This window comes from Sphingobacterium sp. GVS05A, assembly GCF_019969845.1.
In the GTDB taxonomy this organism is placed as follows: domain Bacteria; phylum Bacteroidota; class Bacteroidia; order Sphingobacteriales; family Sphingobacteriaceae; genus Sphingobacterium.
This window is the reverse complement of record NZ_JAHXYR010000006.1, coordinates 278,383-300,557: the sequence shown is the minus strand read 5'-3', so window position 1 is coordinate 300,557 and position 22,175 is coordinate 278,383. Positions and strand designations below refer to the sequence as shown.

General features: G+C 38.0%; 23 protein-coding genes and 1 tRNA gene. 13 read left to right on the top strand and 11 right to left on the bottom strand.

Going from position 1 to position 22,175, the window contains the following annotated elements:
• The first annotated feature begins 19 nt into the window (after nucleotides 1–19).
• The 3 genes from LC454_RS16770 to LC454_RS16760 all read left to right on the top strand — a co-directional run bounded on the left by LC454_RS16770 (nucleotide 20) and on the right by LC454_RS16760 (nucleotide 1,057).
• Nucleotides 20–101 (top strand) — tRNA-Leu (locus tag LC454_RS16770).
• Between the two features lie 204 nt (nucleotides 102–305).
• Complete coding sequence (locus tag LC454_RS16765; protein ID WP_223583624.1) at nucleotides 306–533, top strand: PLDc N-terminal domain-containing protein; 228 nt, start codon at nucleotides 306–308, stop codon at nucleotides 531–533.
• Between the two features lie 77 nt (nucleotides 534–610).
• Nucleotides 611–1,057, top strand: coding sequence for a VOC family protein (locus tag LC454_RS16760; protein ID WP_223583623.1), 447 nt, complete (start codon nucleotides 611–613; stop codon nucleotides 1,055–1,057).
• A gap of 563 nt (nucleotides 1,058–1,620) precedes the next feature.
• Here LC454_RS16760 and LC454_RS16755 read toward each other — a convergent pair.
• On the bottom strand, nucleotides 1,621–2,361 hold the full coding sequence (locus tag LC454_RS16755; RefSeq protein ID WP_223583622.1) for a glycine-rich domain-containing protein: 741 nt from the start codon (nucleotides 2,359–2,361) through the stop codon (nucleotides 1,621–1,623).
• Nucleotides 2,362–2,480: 119 nt separating this feature from the next.
• On the opposite strand from LC454_RS16755, the gene LC454_RS16750 reads away from it, so the two are divergent.
• Entirely contained in the window at nucleotides 2,481–3,377 is an 897-nt protein-coding gene (locus tag LC454_RS16750; protein ID WP_223583621.1) for a hypothetical protein, read from the top strand.
• 174 nt (nucleotides 3,378–3,551) lie between these two features.
• On the opposite strand, the gene LC454_RS16745 is transcribed toward LC454_RS16750, so the two are convergent.
• The 5 genes from LC454_RS16745 to LC454_RS16725 form a co-directional block, all read right to left on the bottom strand.
• Nucleotides 3,552–3,935: a hypothetical protein gene (locus LC454_RS16745; protein ID WP_223583620.1), complete on the bottom strand. Its 384-nt coding sequence runs from the start codon at nucleotides 3,933–3,935 to the stop codon at nucleotides 3,552–3,554.
• Between the two features lie 128 nt (nucleotides 3,936–4,063).
• A complete protein-coding gene (locus tag LC454_RS16740; protein WP_120258923.1) occupies nucleotides 4,064–5,032 on the bottom strand; it encodes an ROK family protein in 969 nt (322 codons plus the stop codon).
• Between the two features lie 260 nt (nucleotides 5,033–5,292).
• A complete protein-coding gene (locus tag LC454_RS16735) occupies nucleotides 5,293–6,003 on the bottom strand; it encodes an SDR family NAD(P)-dependent oxidoreductase (protein WP_223583724.1) in 711 nt (236 codons plus the stop codon).
• A gap of 171 nt (nucleotides 6,004–6,174) precedes the next feature.
• A complete protein-coding gene (locus LC454_RS16730) occupies nucleotides 6,175–6,681 on the bottom strand; it encodes a hypothetical protein (RefSeq protein WP_223583619.1) in 507 nt (168 codons plus the stop codon).
• Between the two features lie 539 nt (nucleotides 6,682–7,220).
• Nucleotides 7,221–7,658, bottom strand: coding sequence for a GNAT family N-acetyltransferase (locus LC454_RS16725; protein ID WP_223583618.1), 438 nt, complete (start codon nucleotides 7,656–7,658; stop codon nucleotides 7,221–7,223).
• A gap of 213 nt (nucleotides 7,659–7,871) precedes the next feature.
• Here LC454_RS16725 and LC454_RS16720 point away from each other — a divergent pair, with 213 nt between their 5' ends.
• The 5 genes from LC454_RS16720 to LC454_RS16700 all read left to right on the top strand — a co-directional run bounded on the left by LC454_RS16720 (nucleotide 7,872) and on the right by LC454_RS16700 (nucleotide 10,659).
• Nucleotides 7,872–8,366 carry an SH3 domain-containing protein gene (locus LC454_RS16720; RefSeq protein WP_223583617.1) on the top strand — a complete coding sequence of 165 codons (495 nt, stop codon included), beginning with the start codon at nucleotides 7,872–7,874 and terminating at the stop codon, nucleotides 8,364–8,366.
• 2 nt (nucleotides 8,367–8,368) lie between these two features.
• Nucleotides 8,369–8,692: a hypothetical protein gene (locus tag LC454_RS16715; RefSeq protein ID WP_223583616.1), complete on the top strand. Its 324-nt coding sequence runs from the start codon at nucleotides 8,369–8,371 to the stop codon at nucleotides 8,690–8,692.
• A 31-nt stretch (nucleotides 8,693–8,723) separates the two neighbouring features.
• Complete coding sequence (locus LC454_RS16710) at nucleotides 8,724–9,755, top strand: hypothetical protein (protein WP_223583615.1); 1,032 nt, start codon at nucleotides 8,724–8,726, stop codon at nucleotides 9,753–9,755.
• Between the two features lie 276 nt (nucleotides 9,756–10,031).
• A complete protein-coding gene (locus LC454_RS16705; protein WP_223583614.1) occupies nucleotides 10,032–10,253 on the top strand; it encodes a hypothetical protein in 222 nt (73 codons plus the stop codon).
• A gap of 25 nt (nucleotides 10,254–10,278) precedes the next feature.
• Nucleotides 10,279–10,659, top strand: coding sequence for a hypothetical protein (locus LC454_RS16700; protein WP_223583613.1), 381 nt, complete (start codon nucleotides 10,279–10,281; stop codon nucleotides 10,657–10,659).
• Nucleotides 10,660–11,097: 438 nt separating this feature from the next.
• On the opposite strand, the gene LC454_RS16695 is transcribed toward LC454_RS16700, so the two are convergent.
• From LC454_RS16695 to LC454_RS16685, 3 genes are all read right to left on the bottom strand, one after another.
• Nucleotides 11,098–12,105, bottom strand: coding sequence for a bestrophin family protein (locus tag LC454_RS16695; RefSeq protein ID WP_223583612.1), 1,008 nt, complete (start codon nucleotides 12,103–12,105; stop codon nucleotides 11,098–11,100).
• Nucleotides 12,106–12,359: 254 nt separating this feature from the next.
• Nucleotides 12,360–13,613, bottom strand: coding sequence for an outer membrane beta-barrel protein (locus LC454_RS16690; RefSeq protein ID WP_223583611.1), 1,254 nt, complete (start codon nucleotides 13,611–13,613; stop codon nucleotides 12,360–12,362).
• A complete protein-coding gene (locus tag LC454_RS16685) occupies nucleotides 13,610–14,359 on the bottom strand; it encodes an RNA polymerase sigma factor (RefSeq protein WP_223583610.1) in 750 nt (249 codons plus the stop codon). The genes LC454_RS16690 and LC454_RS16685 overlap by 4 nt, the downstream gene beginning before the upstream one ends.
• Between LC454_RS16685 and LC454_RS16680 the strand changes: the two genes are divergently transcribed.
• The 4 genes from LC454_RS16680 (at nucleotide 14,349) to LC454_RS16665 (ending at nucleotide 17,276) form a co-directional block, all read left to right on the top strand.
• Entirely contained in the window at nucleotides 14,349–15,197 is an 849-nt protein-coding gene (locus tag LC454_RS16680; protein WP_223583609.1) for a hypothetical protein, read from the top strand. The genes LC454_RS16685 and LC454_RS16680 overlap by 11 nt on opposite strands.
• Nucleotides 15,198–15,353: 156 nt before the next feature.
• The gene (locus LC454_RS16675; RefSeq protein ID WP_223583608.1) at nucleotides 15,354–15,758 is read left to right on the top strand and encodes a c-type cytochrome; all 405 of its coding nucleotides are present in this window, start codon (nucleotides 15,354–15,356) and stop codon (nucleotides 15,756–15,758) included.
• A gap of 12 nt (nucleotides 15,759–15,770) precedes the next feature.
• Nucleotides 15,771–16,319: a YceI family protein gene (locus LC454_RS16670; RefSeq protein ID WP_223583607.1), complete on the top strand. Its 549-nt coding sequence runs from the start codon at nucleotides 15,771–15,773 to the stop codon at nucleotides 16,317–16,319.
• Between the two features lie 39 nt (nucleotides 16,320–16,358).
• On the top strand, nucleotides 16,359–17,276 hold the full coding sequence (locus tag LC454_RS16665) for a DUF5777 family beta-barrel protein (RefSeq protein WP_223583606.1): 918 nt from the start codon (nucleotides 16,359–16,361) through the stop codon (nucleotides 17,274–17,276).
• A gap of 110 nt (nucleotides 17,277–17,386) precedes the next feature.
• Here LC454_RS16665 and LC454_RS16660 read toward each other — a convergent pair whose 3' ends face one another.
• On the bottom strand, nucleotides 17,387–18,910 hold the full coding sequence (locus tag LC454_RS16660; protein ID WP_223583605.1) for a RagB/SusD family nutrient uptake outer membrane protein: 1,524 nt from the start codon (nucleotides 18,908–18,910) through the stop codon (nucleotides 17,387–17,389).
• 50 nt (nucleotides 18,911–18,960) lie between these two features.
• A complete protein-coding gene (locus LC454_RS16655; protein ID WP_223583604.1) occupies nucleotides 18,961–22,083 on the bottom strand; it encodes a SusC/RagA family TonB-linked outer membrane protein in 3,123 nt (1,040 codons plus the stop codon).
• Nucleotides 22,084–22,175: the final 92 nt, after the last annotated feature.

Genomic DNA, 22,175 nt, shown 5'->3' with positions numbered 1-22,175 from the left:
CATCAAAAGAAATCCTAATGCGGAAGTGGCGTAATTGGTAGCCGCACCAGACTTAGGATCTGGCGCCGCAAGGCGTGGGGGTTCGAGTCCCTTCTTCCGCACTGATATCCTCCCAAGCTTAAAATCTTCGGAGGATTTTTTTATTTTAGAATATTCCAGAATTATCCGAGCTCCCCCCGATAGCGATCAGATATTTTGATGTACCATAAAACCTAGAATGCAAACAATTACACAAATAAATTCATTATATTAGTGTTAACGCTATTAACTTAATAAGCTAAGTATTAGCTATAACCAATTTGAATATGAACCTATTATTTTTAAATATTGGAGCCCAAGAACTCATTCTTCTCCTCCTGTTTATTCCACAGTGCCTAGTCATTTATACGCTCTACAGTATTATTACAAACGATAAATTTGCCAGTGACAAGAAGATTCTATGGATAGTGGTTGTTTTTCTTTTCAATATTATCGGCAGTATCTTATACTGGATGATAGAAAAAAAAAGCCAGAAGCTTATTAACAATAAATAGCTATTCTTGACAACTATTGACATACAGGTGTCATCGTCGAATTTATCTTTGAGGTATTCAACTAAAATAATATTATCATGGCATTATTACACGCGTACTTAAATTTCAATGGCAACTGCGAAGAAGCATTTGACTTCTACAAAACAGTTTTTAACACTCCACTAATCGGCGTTCATCGTTTCGGCGACATGCCTGCAGATCCCGAACATCCTATTGCAGAAGCTGATAAGGATAAAATTATGCATACCGCACTCAATATTAACGATTCGGTTATGCTAATGGGCTCAGATTGTCTGGAGAGTTTCGGACAGAAAGCAACCTTCGGAACAGGCAGTTATTTGATGTTGGACGCTAAATCTGCAACAGAGGCCACAGAACTTTACAGAAAACTTTCGGCAAATGCCCAAAATATGGAAATGCCTTTGGGCGAGCAGTTTTTCGCTGAATTATTTGCATCCTTTCAAGATAAATTCGGCATTGCTTGGATGATTCACTTTGAAGGCAATAAAAAAATGGGAATGTAAGAAATCTCTTCAAAAAATACAGCTAAACATATACCGCCTATTACTCTATTTCCTGCAAATACATCGTTTGTGGGGAATGGAGTAATAGTTATCTGCAACTGGTTCGGGATTTAAAATATCGTCAAACTTTTCTCTGGGTTGTCCCACACATAAAACCACATTGGTTCATAGCGACAAATTGTATTATTAACAGGATGATAAGATAGCCAACTGGTTTTCCTAAAAAAAGACCAATTGTTATTTTAATCATTCCCGAAACAAGAATGACCATCATAAAGTAAAATGTTGTCTTCGAAATAGTCTGCCGTAAATAGTTGAGGCTAAAAACTGAAAGATAAAATCCGGATAAGAGGATCAAATAAAACTTTAAAAATTCAGGTCCTTTCAAAGAAAATGGATTGTAAGTTTGATGGTTTATTACAAGCCAGATCATACTTATTGCAATTGTAGCCGAGTGAAATAGTATTTTTTTCATCTGTCTGAATTATTTGTTCATCAATTATTTTTAGATAAGGTATTATTCATAAGTATTTATTTTCAATGGTTTTCATAAGCTCATTTACTCAACCTCCACAGCCCCCGCAGCCGCCACAACCACCGCAGCCACCACCACAACTTCCACCTCCGCTACAGCTTCCCCCCGTAGTAGCACAACTTCCGCCGTCAGAATTAGTATTGTTACCATTTTTTGGATTTTTTGTGATAGTACTACCAAAAATCCAGGAGAAAAAACCTAGCAGGAAGAAGATACTAATGACCAACACAATCATTGCTGCCAACGTATTAATCACTTCTCCTAGGCAAGACGTCATCATCAACAGCAGTACAAAAAAGGGAACCAGCTTTAATCTTTTAAACCAGCTCAGCCCCGAAGGTTTCACATCATTATTCCAAATATCGTGGGGTGCATCTTGATTAAAAATTTCTCTATAGCTGGCCAGCGTATCTACGAACCATTTTTTGTGCCTGCTTTTCTCTGCGACACCTCCTTTTGATGGGTGATGATGTAACTTTCTTTTCAAAATCTCGGGACAGAATTCCTCCCAATAGTTTTGAGTATACATAAGATGCATATGCCAGACTTTATCTACGGTTTCACTTGGTGAAGCGCCGTCGGGCAAAATACAGCAGAGATAGACAAACTTCTTATACTCTTCTATCGCTTTTTTTGTAAAGTCCAAAGTCCAGTTTTCTTCTTTGGCCAGTTTCTTTGAAAAAGTAAGATCAACATCTGGACTGTCTAACGAAAACTTCTGAAGCCTGCTCCAGAGAGAATCGTTCTGTAGTATGGTGTTTGTTTCCATTGTTTTAAATTTTAAGTTCTATTTCTTATTCAAATATGCTTTGATTAGAAAATATAAAAGTCCTGCAACAGTCTCTTTATGTTGTAAATAAATCTTAAATTAGTCTTATACAAAGACTGATGAAAAAAGAAGATATCCTGCATCTTGAAAAATTAATGAATTTTCTGAGCATGCATTTTTTGAAAAAAAATCATTGGGAAGATGTCACAAAAACCGAATGGTCTTACATCATTGCAGAGCTTAATGAATTAATTATCAGGGATAATACAGAAAAAAGAATCAAAAAAGAACCTGAAATACTGGGTTCCAATTATCTTTATGAACACCTGATAATCAACAAACTAAAGAAGTATTACCAGAATAAGACCACCATTCTAAGCAAACCTAATTTAGCAAAACTGAGTTTAATCGTCAGAGTTTTAGGCTATGCAAATTATATTGATTTTATTAATTCAAATACGGAAGCATTTAATTTTAATGATCTAAGGATTAATATGAACAATGCAAAGCAGAATACATTGCTTTTAGATCGGCTGGTGGGATGCTGGTATTCCTATAACAGGAATCTTCCAGATAATATTCTACAGGCCAAAGAGGATCGGATATGGCGTTCGGCGATGGAGATCTACAAGTCTGAAACTTCTGATGAATATTTTATCGAACGAAGTGGTGGTGATCATCACAAATATTTCGGGAAGGTAACGGCATATTCAGACTATGTCTTCATCATAATGAACAGCAATACATTTATTCGCCAGCGGCATTTTATTTCAAGAATAAAAGACATCAATGAAAAGCTTAAAAACCCAGAATATAAACTCTTTGAATTGCATTTTATAAGCACCTGTATCAGCTTTAATCAGGAACCAATTGCACTATTTGAAATATTTCAAAAAGCAGAAAGAAAGACCTTTATCTCCGATTCGATCAGCTTCCCAATTGACAGCGATGAAATTCCTCAATCTATTTTAAGGCAACTTGAAGATACTGAGGCAAACAGAATAGATTACAGATAGGTATTAGGTGGGATTTTTAGCATTCCAATATATTTTGATATCCAGAAGGTAATACCTCAAATTAGTATTCAGTCCTTTCTAAAAAAAATCAGCATGGAATCTTCCATGCTGATTTTTTTCAATTATCAATTGCTGCGAGTGTTAGCTCCACAGACTCAAAATTGTCTTTATAACTTAAGCTGACCAGTCGAAAGGTTTTGTACAGGGATCGCACTCAAATTTTAATACCTTACCTAGGCTCTTTGCTTTTTTACCTTTTTTCACAAACACATAGGCTAGGTCTAAATATTCTTCAACTTCCTTTCCACTTTCATCTCTACCTTTTAATATGACAGAATAATATTTTCCCTCACTATCTTTTTTATAAAACACCTCGTTAACGGTAACTTTTTTCGGTGTTTCATTATCACAACAGCTGCACCACAAAACAACAACTGCTTCCTTCTTGAGATATCCAACAGCTTTCTCTGCCTGCGCCTGTGTTAGTGCCGAAAGTTGATCTGCTTTTGAAAAAAAAGCAGTGCAGAGCAATACAAAAAGTAAAATGGTCTTTTTCATCTATTTAAATTTGTTTTTTAATTGTGTAGAAAGTTTTCAATTTTTAAAGAATATATTAAGCAAATACTATGCCCTTTAATAATAAAAACTCTGCCCCTCTCTCACAAATTAAATATGCACCATTATAATTACTTTTCCCAAACCAAAGCACTCGCTCCGAGAATGGCTGCATCTGCTTCCTCCAGTTCACTGAAAACCAGTTTCACCTTATTTCTAAATAAGGGAAAAAGATTCCTTTCCATATGTAACTTCGCAGGTTTTAAAATAAAATCACCAGCTTTAATTACACCACCAAACAGCAAAATAGCTTCCGGAGAGGAGAACATCACAAAATTTGCCAATGCTTCCCCCAGTTTCTGACCAGTATACCTAAAGACTTCAATAGCAATGGGGTCACCTTTTTCCGCACATTCATGAACAGTTTTGGAGTTGATGGCGTCTTCGGGATATTGATTCAGCATTGACTCCGGAAATTCAGCTCTCATTTTTTTCGCAGTAATTGTGATTCCCGTTGCAGAAGCATAGGCTTCCAGACTTCCCTCAGAACCTGTGCTCCAATGCTTTCTTCCTCCCGGTTTGACGATCGTATGTCCCAGTTCTCCTGCAAATCCATCATGTCCATAAATAAGCTTCCCGCCAGCAACAATGCCGCTTCCTACGCCAGTTCCTAAAGTGATCATAATAAAATCCTTCATTCCTCTTGCTGCCCCAAAAAGCATTTCACCATAGGCTGCCGCATTCGCATCGTTGGTTATGGTACAGGGAATATTGAATTTGGCAGTCATTAAATCACTAAATCGAATCACGCCTTTCCATGGAAGATTGGGGGCATGGTCTATTGTCCCAGTATAATAATTTGCATCGGGAGCACCAACTCCAATTCCATCAAAGTTCTCTTCCCCGCCAAACATTTCGATAAAAGGATGAGCTTTCTCATACAAAGCGTCTATAAACTCTTCAACATGCTCATAATCATTCGTTCTTATACTTCCTTTTTCAAGTACCTCACCCCGATGATTGACTACCCCGAATTTCGTATTGGTGCCTCCGATATCTATGCCTAGCGCTACACGTTTTGATAAATCTATTAATGACATTACTATTCCTCGTTTCTAAGTTTTAAAATTATAAAAAAGATAGTGTTTTATAGTGAATTAAACAAGGGATTCGTGTACCAGTTTGGATACTGACGGTGAAACAATCTAATATAATGATGGTCTATTTAAACAGATATTACAATAACAGCCTGCCGATTACCGATGTTAGTTCGATTATTTAAGATCATGAGCCCAATTTTTACCCTGTTGAATTCGACTGGGTAAAAATTGGGCTCATGTGAAGATCGTGCTTAACGTCTCTAGTTCGTATTTTCTGCATAATATAGATCTGAAAAGATCTTTGCTAGCTTAGAAGGATCTTCTCGCCAGATATTGTACATCCCTTGTCCCATCTCATCCGGAACAATATCAAGTTTACCCTTAGATACATATTCCAATATTTTTAGGGCTGTGCTATCCGGATCCGGCATATCCCAATCACTTCCTTTGTTCATATCTGTATCAATTGCTCCTGGATTGACTGCATAAACAGCAATTCCTTCTTTAGCCAATTCGATTCTGACAGATTGTGTGGCAGAAAAGAGGGCTGCTTTTGAAGCAGCATATCCGGCAATAGATGGTAAAGGCGAATAAGCTGCAATTGAAACAATGTTGATTATTTTCGATGGTTTATTCTTTCTCAGAATAGGAGCAAACGCGCGCATCATCTTTATTGTTCCAAAATAATTTACCTTCATATCATTATCCATTCCCAACAGATCGCCTTCCAAAATATTTCCTGCGCTTAAAACGCCCGCATTATTGATGAGGATTTCAGTGTCCTGGGCGACCCTTGCAACCATCGTAATCTGCTTATCATCTGTTATATCCAAGGACAATGTTACGACCCTGCTATCATCAAATACTGGCATTGTATTTAAATCTCTACAGGTAGCATAAATCTTTCTTGCCCCATTATTTAGTGAAGCCTTTACGAGTGCCCCACCTATTCCCCTATTGGCTCCCGTAATGAGGATAACTTATCTTTAAAAATCTGCATATCGCTTGATGTATTTAGTTAACACAAAGCTATCTTGAAAGTTAAAAAGATAAAATCCGGAACTTGCTACATTTGCTGTTCTGACTTTGATGTTGATAGAAGTCCTCCCAAGAAAAATCGATCAACAGAAATTTCAGTAATCCTATTTTCTAAAAGTCCAAACCTGCGTTTTTTTATCATATTGACCTGATTTATCATTTTGTTTCAATTCCGTTAGTTTATAATCTCGGCAGGGATCACCTTCATCAATTTTAGCTGTATAGTTTACTCTGTCTATTACACCGGGTTTGAGTTGTATATAGAATGTTCCATTTTCCATTTTTTCTAAATTAACGGCAATAAACTTTTGCTCGCTGTTTATTGTAAAAGGAAGGGAAATACGTTGGTCGTTTGGTGCTATTTTATATATTTCAATTCCTTCGGCAGGATAAAGCGGGTTGTCACTAAAAATTAAATCCTTTCCATTTTCATTTAGGTAATTAATGTTACTTACCATTGGAATATAAATCTCGGCACAGTATACGTTATCGTCATTACTTTTACAAGCTCCAACAGTAATAAAAACTAGGGATAGGAGCAATAATTTTAGATATTTTTTCATCTGTATAAATTTGTTTTCAGTTGTGATGAAGCTATCAGATTTATTCATCGAGTGTATGTTGTATGTGGCATTCATGAGCTCGCTTCACTCGGTTTGAATAAATCATGATGGTTTCATAATTTATCTATTTGATTAGCATAATATCAAACGCCAGTTTCCATTGATTCGCTACAACATGAAGTAACAGATAGATTTGCCCCGTCAATAGCCCCCACAATAAAGTTGAAGCTGTTGATTGAAAATTATTTGTGGCAATTACGTAAATTTTAATAATTCTCCATATATTCAATAATTAATTAAACAGATGTTTATTTAATAAGATTAACTCCTACGATTTAGAGATTTGGGCAGTGGCTAAGCCTACCGTTTTATCCGACATTTAACACAAAAAAATACAACAACAAGTTAACTATGTTAAAAAGCTTACCTTCCAGGTCATTATTGGTTGTTTTGACAGTTTCACACTCACCTCATTATAAAATACTAATTCCATTCCAATCTGAGAACTATCATGATAGGACACATATCTTCGGAGTTGAAGCTGGTTTAGTCTTTAATATTCGCAAATAAAATAATAGCACTGCAGCTTAGTAGCTACTAGCTTCTAATCCCATGTGTAGGATAGGGTATTCTTTACCCTGGCCGTCCAATGCGGACCTTCTCAGAACTCTAAATCCGATATGCTTGTAGAAATCCACGGCTTGGATATTTTGCTCATTTACATCGACGTTAGCCACCTCCAGATGTTTTATTGCGTGATAAATCAGTTGTTTTCCAATTCCTTTACCACGAAAATCATTGTGAATAAATAACATTTCCAGGTTCTCTCCAGCAATCCCCATAAACGCAACCAATACGCCATTTTCCTCATACCCCAACAACGCAACATGCTCAAAATAGGATGGAATTTGCGCCTTATAATAATTAAAATCCTCCTCTTTCAGAAAATCATGTGTGTTCAACACAGCGCTCTCCCATATTTGAATCAGATTTTGATAATCACTCGTTTCAATTTTTCTAATCATACCTGTAAATTTTGAAGGGTAAAAAAAGCACCCCACCCATTCATTGTAATTTAAAATAAAATTCTATAGAATAAAATTACAATTATAGCTATATTTCATCTATATAAATTTGTTTATTCATTCGTCAATCTTCCCTTTAAGGCATTCACGCTGCCTTCGGCGGTTTCAATTGTGATGAAGCGAACAGATTGATTCATAAAATAAATTATCTCTATGGCAAGCCTCAAAACATTCATTCAAAAAAAAACTTGGATTTTCAGTTTTTTAGCATTTGTTTTTAGCCTAAATGCATTTGCACAGCAAGTGTCCAAAACCTATTATGCCACAATGTCTGAGGGGGTGAAACTTTATGAAAGTCCCAGCGAACACGCAAAGGTCCTAACGACCGTCACCTATGGTTCTAAAGTGACCTTCAATAATTCGGAAGTAGATAAGCTGACTATGCTCGACAATTCAGTGGTCATAGATGGAGCAAGAACTTATTGGATGAAAGTAACACATAATAATGTCAAGGGTTATGTTATAAAAGATAATTTGGCAACCATACAGCCACCGAAGGAGAATACGGATAAGCTTTCTGATTGGTTGAAACAATTCGCTCAACCCTTCGCCAATAAATGGGAAAGTGGCAAAATAGCTGAATCCTTGAGCGAAAGTGAACATGACAATTACATTTCAAGGCAAATATTTCAAACGGATTACTTTTAACTGTGACCTCAGGTTATGATGTAAATTCCTCAGAGACTGTGCAGATACCAAACACCAATGCATTCGCAGTTTATAACCTGATACAACATATCGGAAGTTTTAAATCGGTTTTTAAATTAAATACAGCACTGCGTGAAGGGACATCTAGTTTTAAAGATAGCGAAGGCAACGAATATAAATGGGAAGTCTTATATCAGGAAGGGGAAGGAATTAAAGACAAAATCCTAAAGTCAGTTGTAATAACCTGGAACAATGGAAATAACAATACACTCAAAATATCCACGCTTGGTAATGATATTGTTGTTTTTTATGAAACCACACTGTAATTCTGTTACGATCCAGTATAATTTTTAAAGTATGATAAACCTGAATTACAGTCTTTTTTCCCTTTTCATCGGTATTTTGGCATCCCTTGCTCCAATGACCGGAAACGCTCAAGTGCCATCTTTCTATCAGGTTACACCGGTTGAGATAAAAGGTTATTTCACAAAGACAATATTCCCATTCAATCCAACTTTTATGAAGGAAAATAAAGTAAAAAATGTAACCATCAAAAGTCAGGAAAATGGAATCGCCAATCATTATGCATTTGATTCCAATGGTCTTTTGGTGAGCATAAATATGACCCGATACAATAGAGAAAAAATAGATACTGTTTTTTATACAGCATATAACTATAATACCAATGGTCTTGTCGCTAGAGAAGCAAGAATTGATTATCATAGCGGCATCGTAAAAATAAAGCTGTATGGGTATGACGAAAAAAATCGAGTTGACAATATCAGAATCTTTTCCTTGAACGCTCAAATGCCCAATAGAACACAAAATAATGATTGGATGGGAGAACCTGTTCCCGGTTTAGATCAAATCATTCTCAAAGGATCTTGGCCGGATGAAAATCTATTAAATAGCATGATCAATGAAAATAAGTTTTCTTCCTGGCGATATCGTTATTTTACAGAGAACAAATTTGAGGCAGAGGAACGTACAGAATTCTTCGATTTTGTAAAAAATGGGGGTAGTCAAGATACATGTCACCAAAAGATGACGTATTATTATCTAAATAATCAACCTATTGTTCAATTTCTCCATCCTGGTTGTGCTGCCAAGACCATACCCTCCGAACAATATGATTTTAAAGATGGACTTCTACTGGCAATAAATGAAACAAATGCCAGTATTGAGCCTAGAAATGAAAAATATACCTATGACAAAAACAAAAATCTGATATTGATGCAAAATAGCTGGAATGGACAAAAAGTAAGCGAGTTGATTATGACGTATAATAAAAAAGGCTTTCTAACGACCATACAACGAAAATCTGAAACCGCTAAAATGACTCATTATTTTGAAGATCGCATCCTCAATCTGAGCTACACCTTCTATTGAAAAATTGCATCATATTAACCGGTTTCGTTAAAATATGATTTCAAAAATCTTTAGATAGATATCACCACGAATTGATCGATCTTAATCCGGCATAGCATATTACTAATCAGTAGCGAAGATCCAATACGAAGTAACCGGCATTCAGTCCTCCAATTTATCGAATTGTAAACAAAATATCACGGATTGTAAATAGATAAGATTTAACTTTATAGTAGTCATTAATTTTAGTTTATAAAGGCTGATGCTATTTGTTCAGCCCGTTAGACCTTAGACAAAATGACAACAGCAAACAACGTTCAGGCAATTGCAGAAAAAGTTAAATCCTTCGCAATGGGATTTATTGGCGCATTTTTTTTGGCTCTTGGAGTCAGTTATTTTAGTGAGCAATCATCTTATAGAATCCCAAGAATATTACTTCCTGTTTATGAATTTTTAGGAAATATAGGTTTGGCAATCGGTTTACTTATATTGGGAGGTATACTCTTACATCAAATTTAAAAAATACGGTGGCAGACCGGTTATCATGCTGATTGTTCTACCCCTGTTTACACTACTAGCTTTTGGTTTAAATACATTCTTCAACAATAATCAGGCTGGCAAAAAAGAGGACAATGCGCAAAATAGACAAGCGACAGACCAGGTAGGAAACGCAAATCGTCCCGAGTTAAACAATGAGAAAGCAGAAAAATATTTGGATAAGCTGGAAAACCTATGCGCTGAAATGACCAAGGCTAAAGAGCGTGCTGATGAAAATAGGTTTAAGCTCTTGGAGACACAGTTTTTAGATTTGGGTACTGAATTAGCTATTATTATCCCAGAAATGGCTAAAACAGAGCAATATCCAAGCTTCATACAATATAATGCCTATGTTTCAAACAAGATTCATAAGATGCGAATGAACTAACAGACTCCTAGCATAGTGATTGAAATAAATAATATTTCCAACAAAAATTCTAGCACTTTCAGTTTAAGACATACATTTCCCTATACTCCCGAAAAGGATGAGAGAAATGATAAATACAAGGATCTTACATTAAAATTGAAACCGGTGTAGGATCTTTTTCACAAAAGGGTATTGAACTACAAATAGACCATGAATTGATCATTGATTAAAACAATACATCAACAAAAAAAGGTTTTCAAACGGGGAGAATGAAAACCTTTAAATAACCAATTATAAACCTAAATTATGATAGTACAAATATAAAGATTTAAAAGCATAAAAACAAAAATATCTACCAAAATAGTAGATATTTTTTTTCTTTCTGTTTTCAATCCTTTACACACATGTTGATTTTGAGCTAAAAAGAACAAAAAAGCTACGACAGACAGAATAAACGGTTTACATTAAAATATTATTTTCAGCAACAATAGGTTGCGGTAGCGAAGTCTCATCCAACATATCACGCATATCAATTTCGATCATTCGGCTAATTTGCGTAATCGGTATATCATTGGCACTACCTTCAAATGGATTGACGGAGCTCTCCCCTATGGTATCCAAAACATGAAATGCCCATGCTACGATTGTCGAAAACACAACATTAAGCCAAATACTATATCCTTCCAGAAACGTCCCCTCGCCCAATTTATCATACTCCCGGAGCAAACCAAAAGGTAATAATAAAATAAACACAAACATCAGATAAGTCGTAACCGAAGCGAAATTGCGCGGATAAGGAAAGTTTTTGATACGCTCGGCTTTTCCCTGATCATCGATCAGCCGGATGATAGCCTGTTGCAGCTCCAACCATTGAAAATCATTGATATGCCCCTCTTTTTTCAGGGCTGCAACTTGTTCCGACTGTAATGCCAACAATTGGGTTGCCCTATTCTTTTTGGACAGAATATAAGTGAGTTCGTTTTCTTCCAGGTAGCTTCCCAACACTTCCTCCAACTTGCCATCCCATTCAGGAATACGATAATGTGTACGCAGAAATTCTTGATTGCTCTTACGACTGGTATTTTCCCAATTACGTGGTTCCCTAAGTTGGTATCGCAATGCGGTAAGCCAGGCAAAGTGCCGGTAGAACAATTGTTTTACAATCGGGCTCTGCTTTCCACCGGCTGTATCACGTACCAAAAATGCGAAATTACGACTGTCGTTGATCACGCTGCCATAGATCTGCCTCGCTTCCCAAATACGCCCATAACTCGCATTATTTTTAAACCCGACAATGAAAGCCAAGCCAGTCCCTAACAGGGCAAGGGGTTGCCAGGGTAATGCAAGAAAATGCCAGCCAAAATAATATAAAGCGGTAGGGACTGTAGCAATTAAAAGTATCCACAAGGTATCGCGGAAAGTCCATTTGAAAAATTCCTGGGGACTGTATCTTCTTCCGGTATGCATAGTCTATTTGATAATATGTTCTCTTGAAAATACGAAATATTCTGCATTATTCAACTGTAATTCATTAAGATCCACTGTCCTTCTACAGCATACTTTATTGCATACAGTTGTACCCGATTCAAGCATTATGATCTATCCGTATAACAATATAGACGGTTGAAACAATCAATTGTCCCTCTCTTTTTCTTTCGTCCGACAGAATTATTCAGCTGTAAACATGAACAGCTTGATCGGTATATACTGATCGTATCATATTACAAACTCAATCCGAGTGTAAACGCGACACCTTTTGATTGTAAGTCCACATTCCCATATCCTATTCCTGTTAGAGGTATCTTAACAAAGGGTTTTATGCCTATATTGATCTTGTTGCTGATTTTCTTTTCAACCGATATCGAAAAGTCTGCTACACCAAAAATATGCTGGTTTTCGCCATTGACCTCATAGCTTACACTTTTTTTATCTTCGTAACTGCTTTTGGCCCCATAGACTGCACCCTTTTTGCCTCCGTAATTAGCTTCACCTTCATAGTCAAATGTATATTTTTCCTTCAGCATAAAATAGCTGGACAGACCAGCACTTACATTAAACTTTACCTTTTTACTTTTCAATACCGTATAATTTGCTGTCAGGGGGACATCGATCACATCACATACGGCACTGACCTGGCTAGGCAACTGTGTCAGTTGTGGGGGATTCGACGGAGAATAAAAGCTATATGCCGACTTATAATTCTTCTTGGCATAGATAGCGCCAACAGAAACGCTCAACCCTTTAATTAGTGGATAGGAATAAGCCAAACCAACGTTCTGACTTAAGGAAGATTTACCGGCACCTTTTACACTAGTTAGATCAGGTCCCGCCAAAAGTGTTAACACTGACGACTCTCTTTTTTGCACACTAGGCTCCTCCACCTGCTTCTGATTATACAACGCGGCTAACCGATCTCCTGTTGTTTCAACCGGATCTACCGATAAGTTAAAACGTAGTAGTTGCCCAGCTTTAAATTTCATTTTCGGAACTGTAAAATCGGTTTTTGTATCGATCCGCCGTAGGATACCATGATTTGCTTCTGGGAGCGCTGCTATCGTATTATTTTGTGTCAGCTCCCCTCCAGTTTTTTCCCCCAGACTAAAATCAACATTTTCTTTCAACCCGGATTTTATATTTTCCGTTTTTCCTTGAGGCCTTATCCGTGAAAGATCATGCTGAATAATCGTATCCCCTACCTGTTTCTCAGATCTATTTATAGCAGCAGATGGACCAGAATTATCCATTTTTTTGCTTTCTACCGGTACCTCCATATTCCAAATAAAAAAAAGAGCAAGAACTGCGGCTGCCGCCACAGATAGTGCTGTAAGGAAATACAATGTTGGCTTTCTTTCATTTCGATCATTGTTCAATCGAGACTCCATCTCCTCCCAATGCGATTCATTAAAGTCAAAATTGGCTTCATCGAGACCTTCTCTAAAGATCTCATCAATCTTGTTCTTGTCCTTTTCCATCATGTATTCTCCCCAGTTTTACCTTTTGTCTCCTCTTGGTTTTTCACCATTTCAGCAAGTCGTCCACGGGCTTTATGCAAATTGGATTTTGAAGTTCCAACTGCTATACCTAGCATATCACTGATCTCTTCATGTCCATACCCATCAATCGCATAAAGATTAAACACTGTACGATAGGCCGGTGGAAGCCGATGTATCATCAGTAGCAAATCCTCGTAATTCAATTTTTGAGTTATCGTATCATTATCGGCAATAGCATGTTCGACCACAGCTATATCGACCAGGTAACCCTGTCTAATTTTCGCGCGATAGAAATCTATTGCCGTGTTTGTCATGATTTTTTTTATCCAGGCAGATAAAGGCTTTTGATAATCATATTTGATTATATTTTTAAATACTTTAAAAAATCCCTCGTTTAAAATACCTATTGCATCTTCTTTATTATCGGCATATCGTAAACATATACCCAGTGCCAGCGCATAATATGTGGTATAAAGATCTTTTTGAGATCTACGGTCCTCATTTATGCATCCCTTAATAATATGGATAGATTTTTCGTCAACTTCTTTTATCGCCACTCGATATTGTTGCTTTTCTTTTGATAAATATAGTATAAAATGTAGTACGATGAGATAATAAGAAAGGTTGCCTGCAATGAAAAAAATATTTTTTTCATTGCAGGCAACCTTTTCCAGAGCATGGTCGTAAACGGTAGTATCAACATTAAAACTTAGTATTATGGAACTCAACAAAAAAAATGTAAAAACAGCCCTAATGGCCGTTCTCTTGTTATCACTATTTTCGTCTTGTTCTAAAGATGACGATAAAGCCCCTGAGGATAAAAAGAAAGGAATACAGACCGCTGCAAATGCGCAATTTGGAACTATTCTGACAGATGCTAATGGGAAAACGCTCTATTTCTTTTCAAATGATACAAAAGGCATGTCAGCATGTACAGGAAATTGTCTATCAACCTGGCCGGTTTATCATAACAATGAGACAAGTTCTGATATGAAGATAGATAAAAGTCTTCTGGGCGAAATTACGAGAGCTGATGGTGGCAAACAAAGTACCTACAAAGGTTGGCCACTATATTATTATGCTGGAGACAGCCAATCTGATCCTGTAAAAGGAGATGCCGTAAATAAAATCTGGTATGTGGCAAAGCCCGATTATCTGCTCATGGTTGCCAATGCACAACTTGTCGGGCATGATGGAAAAAACTATTTGGGAGATTACACGGAAGGTACGGGTAACACCTTGTATTTAACCGACGATAAAGGCCGAACACTTTATGCCTTTAATCCCGACAAATTCAATAAAAATACGTTTACCAAACCCGATTTCAGTAATGATGCTGTCTGGCCGATCTATCAAATGGACAAAGGAGCCTTACCGTCCCTCATAAAATCGGCAGATATCTCGGTTATCGATGTTTTTGGTAAAAAACAATTGACTTTCAAAGGATGGCCTACGTACTATTTTGGTCAGGATCAACAACGTGGTGACAACAAAGGAATTAGCTTCCCTCGCCCCGCTGTATGGCCAATCTTGAATGACAAAACAACTACCGCACCTACTAGCTAAATTATAGTTTATGAAGCTACAATGATTTATTCAAATAAACGGCCAGCTGAACGGAGTCCCAAACATTCGAACGAGTCCTTGAACAGCAACAGCAGATAAAAATATGTAAAAAATAAAGCTGATAGCTTCATCAACTTCGAGAAAAAAATGATACAGATGAAAAAACTAAAAATAGCTATACGGCTCATCCCGAACAATAAGTTCATGTTGACTATTGCGACTATTGTTGTAATAGCTATTGCACTTACAGGATGTACGAAAAAACAAGCAGAGGAATTATCTCCTGAACCTCCGGGGCCAGAAGAAGTTACCGTAAAAAATGTATCCTATACAAATTTTGCAAAAGCACTTTTTGAAACCAAATGCAGGTCATGCCATACCGCTGGACGACCTGCCAGTGCACGCTGGGAATTTAACGGATATAACTCTGTCAAAGATCATATTACAAGAATTAACAACGTCGTATTGGTGACCAAAACGATGCCCATCGGGGGCACCTTGACAGCGAAAGAAATAGAATTGCTGGATGCTTGGATCAAACGCAATACTCCGGAAAACTAATGCAAAACTCATATGAATAAGATACATATCTATAGTATACTCCTGTTATTGCTCGGGAGTAAAGCTACATTCGCTCAGCAGACAAATTCCTTAGTCTCCAAAGCTGCAACCATTTCTTTTTTCAGCAGTGCCCCCCTGGAAGATATAGAAGCGAAAAGCAGTTTAGCCGGGTCTGCCCTAAATATCAAAACAGGAGAAATTATCTTTCGCGTAAAAATTACTTCATTTCAATTTGATAAAAAACTGATGCAGGAGCATTTTAATGAAAACTATATGGAGAGCGATAAATATCCGCTCTCTGAATTTAAAGGTAAGATCGAAGAATGTGAAAAATTAGCCAAAGATGGCACCTACAAATTAAATGTCTCAGGTACTTTACAAATTCACGGTGTCGGTAAATCCTATTCTACCGCGGCAACTTTCAATGTGAAGAATGGTGCAATAAAAGCTATCGCAGCCTTTGATGTCAGACTGGCAGACCATAAAATCAGTATTCCCTCCATCGTCGGAAAGAAAATTGCGGAGGTCGTGAAAGTAAAAATAGAAGCTGCTTATAACTAATAATTATTCCATTCAATTATGAAAAGTATACTATGCATAATGCTATCTATTATTTCGCTGAAAGTAGTTGCACAGGAAGGTCTCGATAAAATGATCAAGCTTGAAGGGCCAAAGAACGAAAAAGTTACTGCCACATTTAAATCAGGCAACTTGATCAATCTAAAAACTACTGAAACCATTCATCGAAATGAAATGGACTTCAGAGTAGATCACCGGTTTGGAGATATTGGAGGAAGTGCCGGCGGAGCAAAAAATTTCTTCGGTCTTGATAATTCAACAGATATCAGGATCGGTTTTGATTATGGTTTAACGGATAATATCAACATTGGAATCGCCAGAGCGAAAGGTGCCACAGAAGTCAGACAGCTCTATGAGGGTAATATCAAATACCGCTTTTTTGAACAAACAACAGACAATAGTGTACCTGTTTCGATCGCTTTTTTTGGAAGCACAGTCGTATCCGCGATGGAGGCTTCGGAAGAAAAACATTCAGCGGCAAGTTTCGAACGGTTCAGTGATCGTCTGAGCTATGTGACGCAATTGATTATTGCTCGAAAATTCAGTTCGAGTTTTTCTCTTACCGTTGTCCCCTCCTATCTTCACCGTAATTATACAGCTTATAATGATCAGAATAACATGTTTGCAATCGGTATTGGTGGTAGGGCGAAAGTCAGTAAGAGGATAGCATTCGTTGCCGACTATTTCCTCCCCTTCCGCCAATCCTCGAAAAAGAAATACCGCGAAGAGGTTACTGGCCAACGCTACTACAATGCTTTAGGTGTTGGTTTGGAAATGGACACAGGTGGACATATATTTCATCTCAATTTTACAAATGCAACAGCGATACAAGAATCACAGTTTATCAGTGAGACCAATAGTTCATGGGGGAAAGGGCAATTTAGATGGGGATTCAGTATTGCAAGACGTTTTAATTTTAACAAAAAAGATAAAGGATAAAATCAGTAAACATACTGTGCTTATTGGTTTGCTATAAATGATATTAATCGTTTAAAGCTGAACTATTATCCCCCCACCGCTAAAGGTGAGGGGGAATAAAAGCTACTAATTTAATTATAGTCTTCATTTTGCACCAAATTCTTGTTACGATCAAGTTCTGACTGTGCAAAAGGCAGTACATTGTTTTTTTCACCGAATTTCAACGGTGCACCACCAGGGTTTTTAAGTGGGGCCAACGTACTTTCCATCAGGTTTCGCCGCTTGAGATCATAATAACGATGTCCTTCCAATGCTAATTCGATCCGACGCTCATGTAAAATGAAATCGCGTAATTTTTCCTTGGTATTGTAAATCGTCTCATCTACTTTCGGCATCTCAACACCTTTTCTTTCCCTAATCTCATTAAGCGCTTTGTAAATACTTGCGTCTGGTCCGCTCACCTCATTTTTGGCCTCCGCATACATAAGTAATACATCTGCATAACGGGTATGGACAATATTTTGATCCGTCAATGGAGTCTTCGTTCTGTCAAATGGCAGTTTTGAAAAGTCTAAATATTTCTTTTGTACATAACCTGTCAACAATGGATCAGATTCCTTAAACTCCTGACCGTTGGGATTTATGTATTTTTCGGTAGGCACTTTAATTGTCATTTTAAGACGGGGGTCTCTGTTTTCATAAGGATTAGCAGCAACATAACCAGATCCAGCTTCATTGATCCGCTTTCCATTCTTCATTTCATAAGCATCCACCAAATTTTGATAGGGAGCAATACTACCATACCAGCCTATTTCAACCAATACCCCTTCTCCGCCCTGCGGGTTATTTGGTGCGAGGTATTTTGTGGAGAATATGATCTCCGGATTATTTTGTTGTGTAGCTGTGAGAAATAGATTTTGATATCCGCCCTGATAAATCTGAAACTTTCCTCCACTGATAATCTGCTTGGCCAAGTCAGCGGCAGCGGACCAATTCTGCTGGAAAAGATACACCTTTGTTTTAAGAGCCTGAGCACTGGCTTTCACAGCGTGTCCATTATAAGCCTCGTCAGGAAGGTTTGCTATTGCAAAATCCAACTCCCTATGAATAAATTTCAGTACATCCTCCTTTGAACTCTTTGCTATTTTAGCGTCTTCAACTGTTGCCGGCTCAGTTTGATAAAGAACAACTCCACCAAAGGCCTGAACAAGGTCAAAATAAAACATCGTCCGTATAAAACGTACTTCAGCTTTGTATACTGTCTTCTTTGCATCAACCGTAGGCGATTTATCAATATTATCGAGAAAAAAATTACAGCCAGAGATCCCTGCATAGGGTATGGTGTAAAATGTACTTGTGACATTGGTCGAGTTGACAATACCTCGGGTCAGATCACCAAATCCATAATAAGAATGTCGATCTAACGCATTGTCCGAGTAAGCATCCAACCATAATTTACCCTGCCCATAAAATCCACTTTGCAATCTCCGATATACACCTGCTAAGCCCAATTTTGTATCAGCATCAGTTTTCCAGAATGCGGCACCATCAATTTTGGTGGTAGGGTCTTTATCGAGAAAATCTTCATTGCAGGAGGTCAGCATTGCCGTCATAGCTATCGCGATCATAGCTATGCCAATATATTTTGTTTTCATCTTTGCTAAATTATATTTACATCCGATTTTTTTATAACAAATGGATTCGATCAATATTTGATCTTAATCCCCGCTGTATACATTTTGATCTGTGGGAACTGTGCAAACCGTCCCGAGCCCGATCTTTCGGGATCATTACCTTCATATTTTGTCCAGGTAATCAGATTATCTCCGGAAACATACAATGTAATTCCTTTTGCAGCTATCCGTTTCGTCATCGACTCTGGAAAAGTATAGGACAGATAGAGATTTTTCAGTCGAAGGTAAGATGCATCCTGAAGAAAGTATGTAGAAGGATAACCTGATACACCCGCATAACCTGTCAGATAAACAGCAGGCACGGTATTACTTGGATTCGTAGGTGTCCAAGCATCCAAAAATTTGGTCGGAGGAGCTGATCCCTGCATAAATGGTTCATAGCCCCAATGACTCACCTGAACTTTTTGTCCTTGTACTCCTTGAAAGAATGCGCTGATATTAAATCCATTCCAACCAGCATACAAATTGAATGAATAGGTATAATCTGGAAACCGACTGATACGAATGCGGTCTTCTGGGCCGATAATTCCATTACCATCCACGTCTCTCATCTTCAGATCCCCTGGTTTAAGCACACCTGAGTTAGGCTGTTTCGGTGAATTATCAATCTCAGCCTCACTTTGGAAGATTCCTATCCAGTCATACAGAAAAAAATTATCATACGGCCTTCCGATCTCAATTGTTCCAAGAGTTTCTGTCAATCTTTTAGTCACCTTATTTCGATAGCGGCTAAAAACAATATTGGCACCATAATTAAACGTTCCAATTTGATTCTGATGACGTAATTCGATCTCAATCCCTTTATTTACCATAGCTCCAGCATTAATAATCGGTGGCGTCAAACCACGGCTAGCAGGGACATCAGTGCGCTCTTCCAATATATCAGTCGTATTTTTACTATACCAGTCAATCGTTGCACCAAATAAGCCCTTATAGATATCGATATCTAAACCAAAATCGGTAATAGCGGTCTTCTCCCAACGCAGATTTTTTTCCACCAGACGGGTTTTTATCGCGCCAGATTCAAGTGTGCTAAAAGGATAGGTCACATTGTCCAAAACCTCCTGGTATGGATAATAATCCAGATTACCACCCCTTCTTATCTCCTGGTTGCCTAAAGCGCCATAAGAGGCTCTCAATTTAAGATTATCGAGCCACCCGACATTATCTTTGATAAAATCCTCCTCAGAAATACGCCAGGCAGCTGATCCGCCACCAAAGGTTCCCCATCTGTATTTGGATCCTACCCGGGATGTACCATCATAGCGGATATTCCCTTCAGCAAAGTATTTCCCTTTATAATCATAATTAATTCTTCCGAATAAAGATTTAAGGCTCCATTCAAAAGAACTTCCGTTCAATGATTGTTCTCTTGCCGAACTTCCATCAAGTTCCATAATCGTATTATTAGGAAAGTCATATCGTCCTCCGCCTATGCTTGTCGTGCGGTTATCCTGTTGCTCATAACCTCCCAAAATACTGATATTATGTACGGATGCTAGGGTTTTCACATAGTTCAAAGTAGAATAGAAAGTCTTCGTCAGACTACGTCCGGACGATTGTCGGAGACCTACAAAATCGGGACTTCCATTACCCGACTGTTCATATTCACCTTTGTCATTGGGATGATAGGCAAAAGAAGGGCTACCAAACTGACGATTGCGATAGTCTTCGTTGAAAAAAGCAAAGGCAGCCTTTGTTGACCATTTCAAACCATCCATAATATCAACATCCATATAAGCTTGGGCATTTACATTATATTTTTTTGTCAGTTGTCTTCCGGTATTAAACACTTCCTCTGCGGTTCTATTTGTTCCACCGGTATTCATATAGTCTCTGCCAGCGGAACGCCCACTACCATCGGGTAACCAAGGTTTGAACGTCGGCGCTGACGCATAGGCCAACAACAACAAATCATCGTTGGTCATCCAGGGAGCCTTAAAGTCTTCGTATGAAAAATTAACATTGGTACCTATTTTCACTCTTTTATGTACCTGAGTACCATAATCTGCAAGTCCATTGTACCGTTTATATAGATAGCCCTTTGTAATGCTATTTTGATCCAAATAATTGAAGGACAGATTATGTGTACTCTTTTCACTTCCCCCTGAAAAGCTCAGGTTATGATTTTGAACAGGTCCTTTCCCCAAAATATAGTCCAGCCAGTCGAAGTTTGGATATGCCTCGCTATTGGGATTATTTTTATAACTATCAATCTGTTCCTGGGTGTATATGGCCGGTTGACCACTTCGGGCACGTGCGGCATTATACATTTCCATATAGGTAACGGAATTGGTAATCAGATCGGGATATTTCGTTGCTTCACTAGTTCCCCAATAACCATTATATTCGATATTGCTGGTCCCTGCTTTTCCCTTTTTGGTGGTAACCAGAATTACACCATTCGCCGCGCGGGCTCCATAGATCGAGGCTGATGCCGCATCTTTTAGTACAGTTACATTTTCAATATCTTGAGGTGAAAGGTTCGATATTGAACCTATGACTCCATCAACGAGCACCAATGGATTAGGCGATGCACCACTTGATCCCAGCCCTCTGATCCGCATACTGCCATTGTCCCGACCCGGTTCGCCCGTAGGCTGTACCACATCTAGTCCCGCAATACGGCCCTGCAATAAATTTTGAACATTAGGTACGGGGCGCTCAGTCATTCTCTTACCGGATACACTTGCGACCGAACCAGAAAGATTTACTTTCTTCTGGGTCGCATAGCCTACGACAACAACTTCGTCCACCATCCTGGTATCTTCCTCCAACGTAATGTTGTAATTTTTAGATCCTCCTACAAGAACCTGTTGTTCCTTATACCCGACAGAAGTGATCAATAAGACATCATTGGCTGAAGCATTGATGTTAAAGCGTCCCTGTTCATCCGTTTTAACGGTCTGATTGGTTCGTTTTAAGTGAACCGTAACCCCTACAAGTGGTGCTGCTCGAACATCCCTAACTGTTCCGGTAATTGTCGACTGTTGCTGTACAGCTGGCTGATGAAAGGCATGTACAGGAAGATAGCTTGTGCTTAAAAAGAACGACGCAGCTAATGGGATTGCGGTCCTTTTTATTAGTTCCCGCGCACTATATGCAGCGGGTCCTACAGGTTTAAATAAGTACATAATTTTTGATTGGTTATAACAGTAATTATTTTATAAAACCGATAAAAAGTTTAAAAAACGAACAAACTTCCTATCGATTCTATTTTTTATAG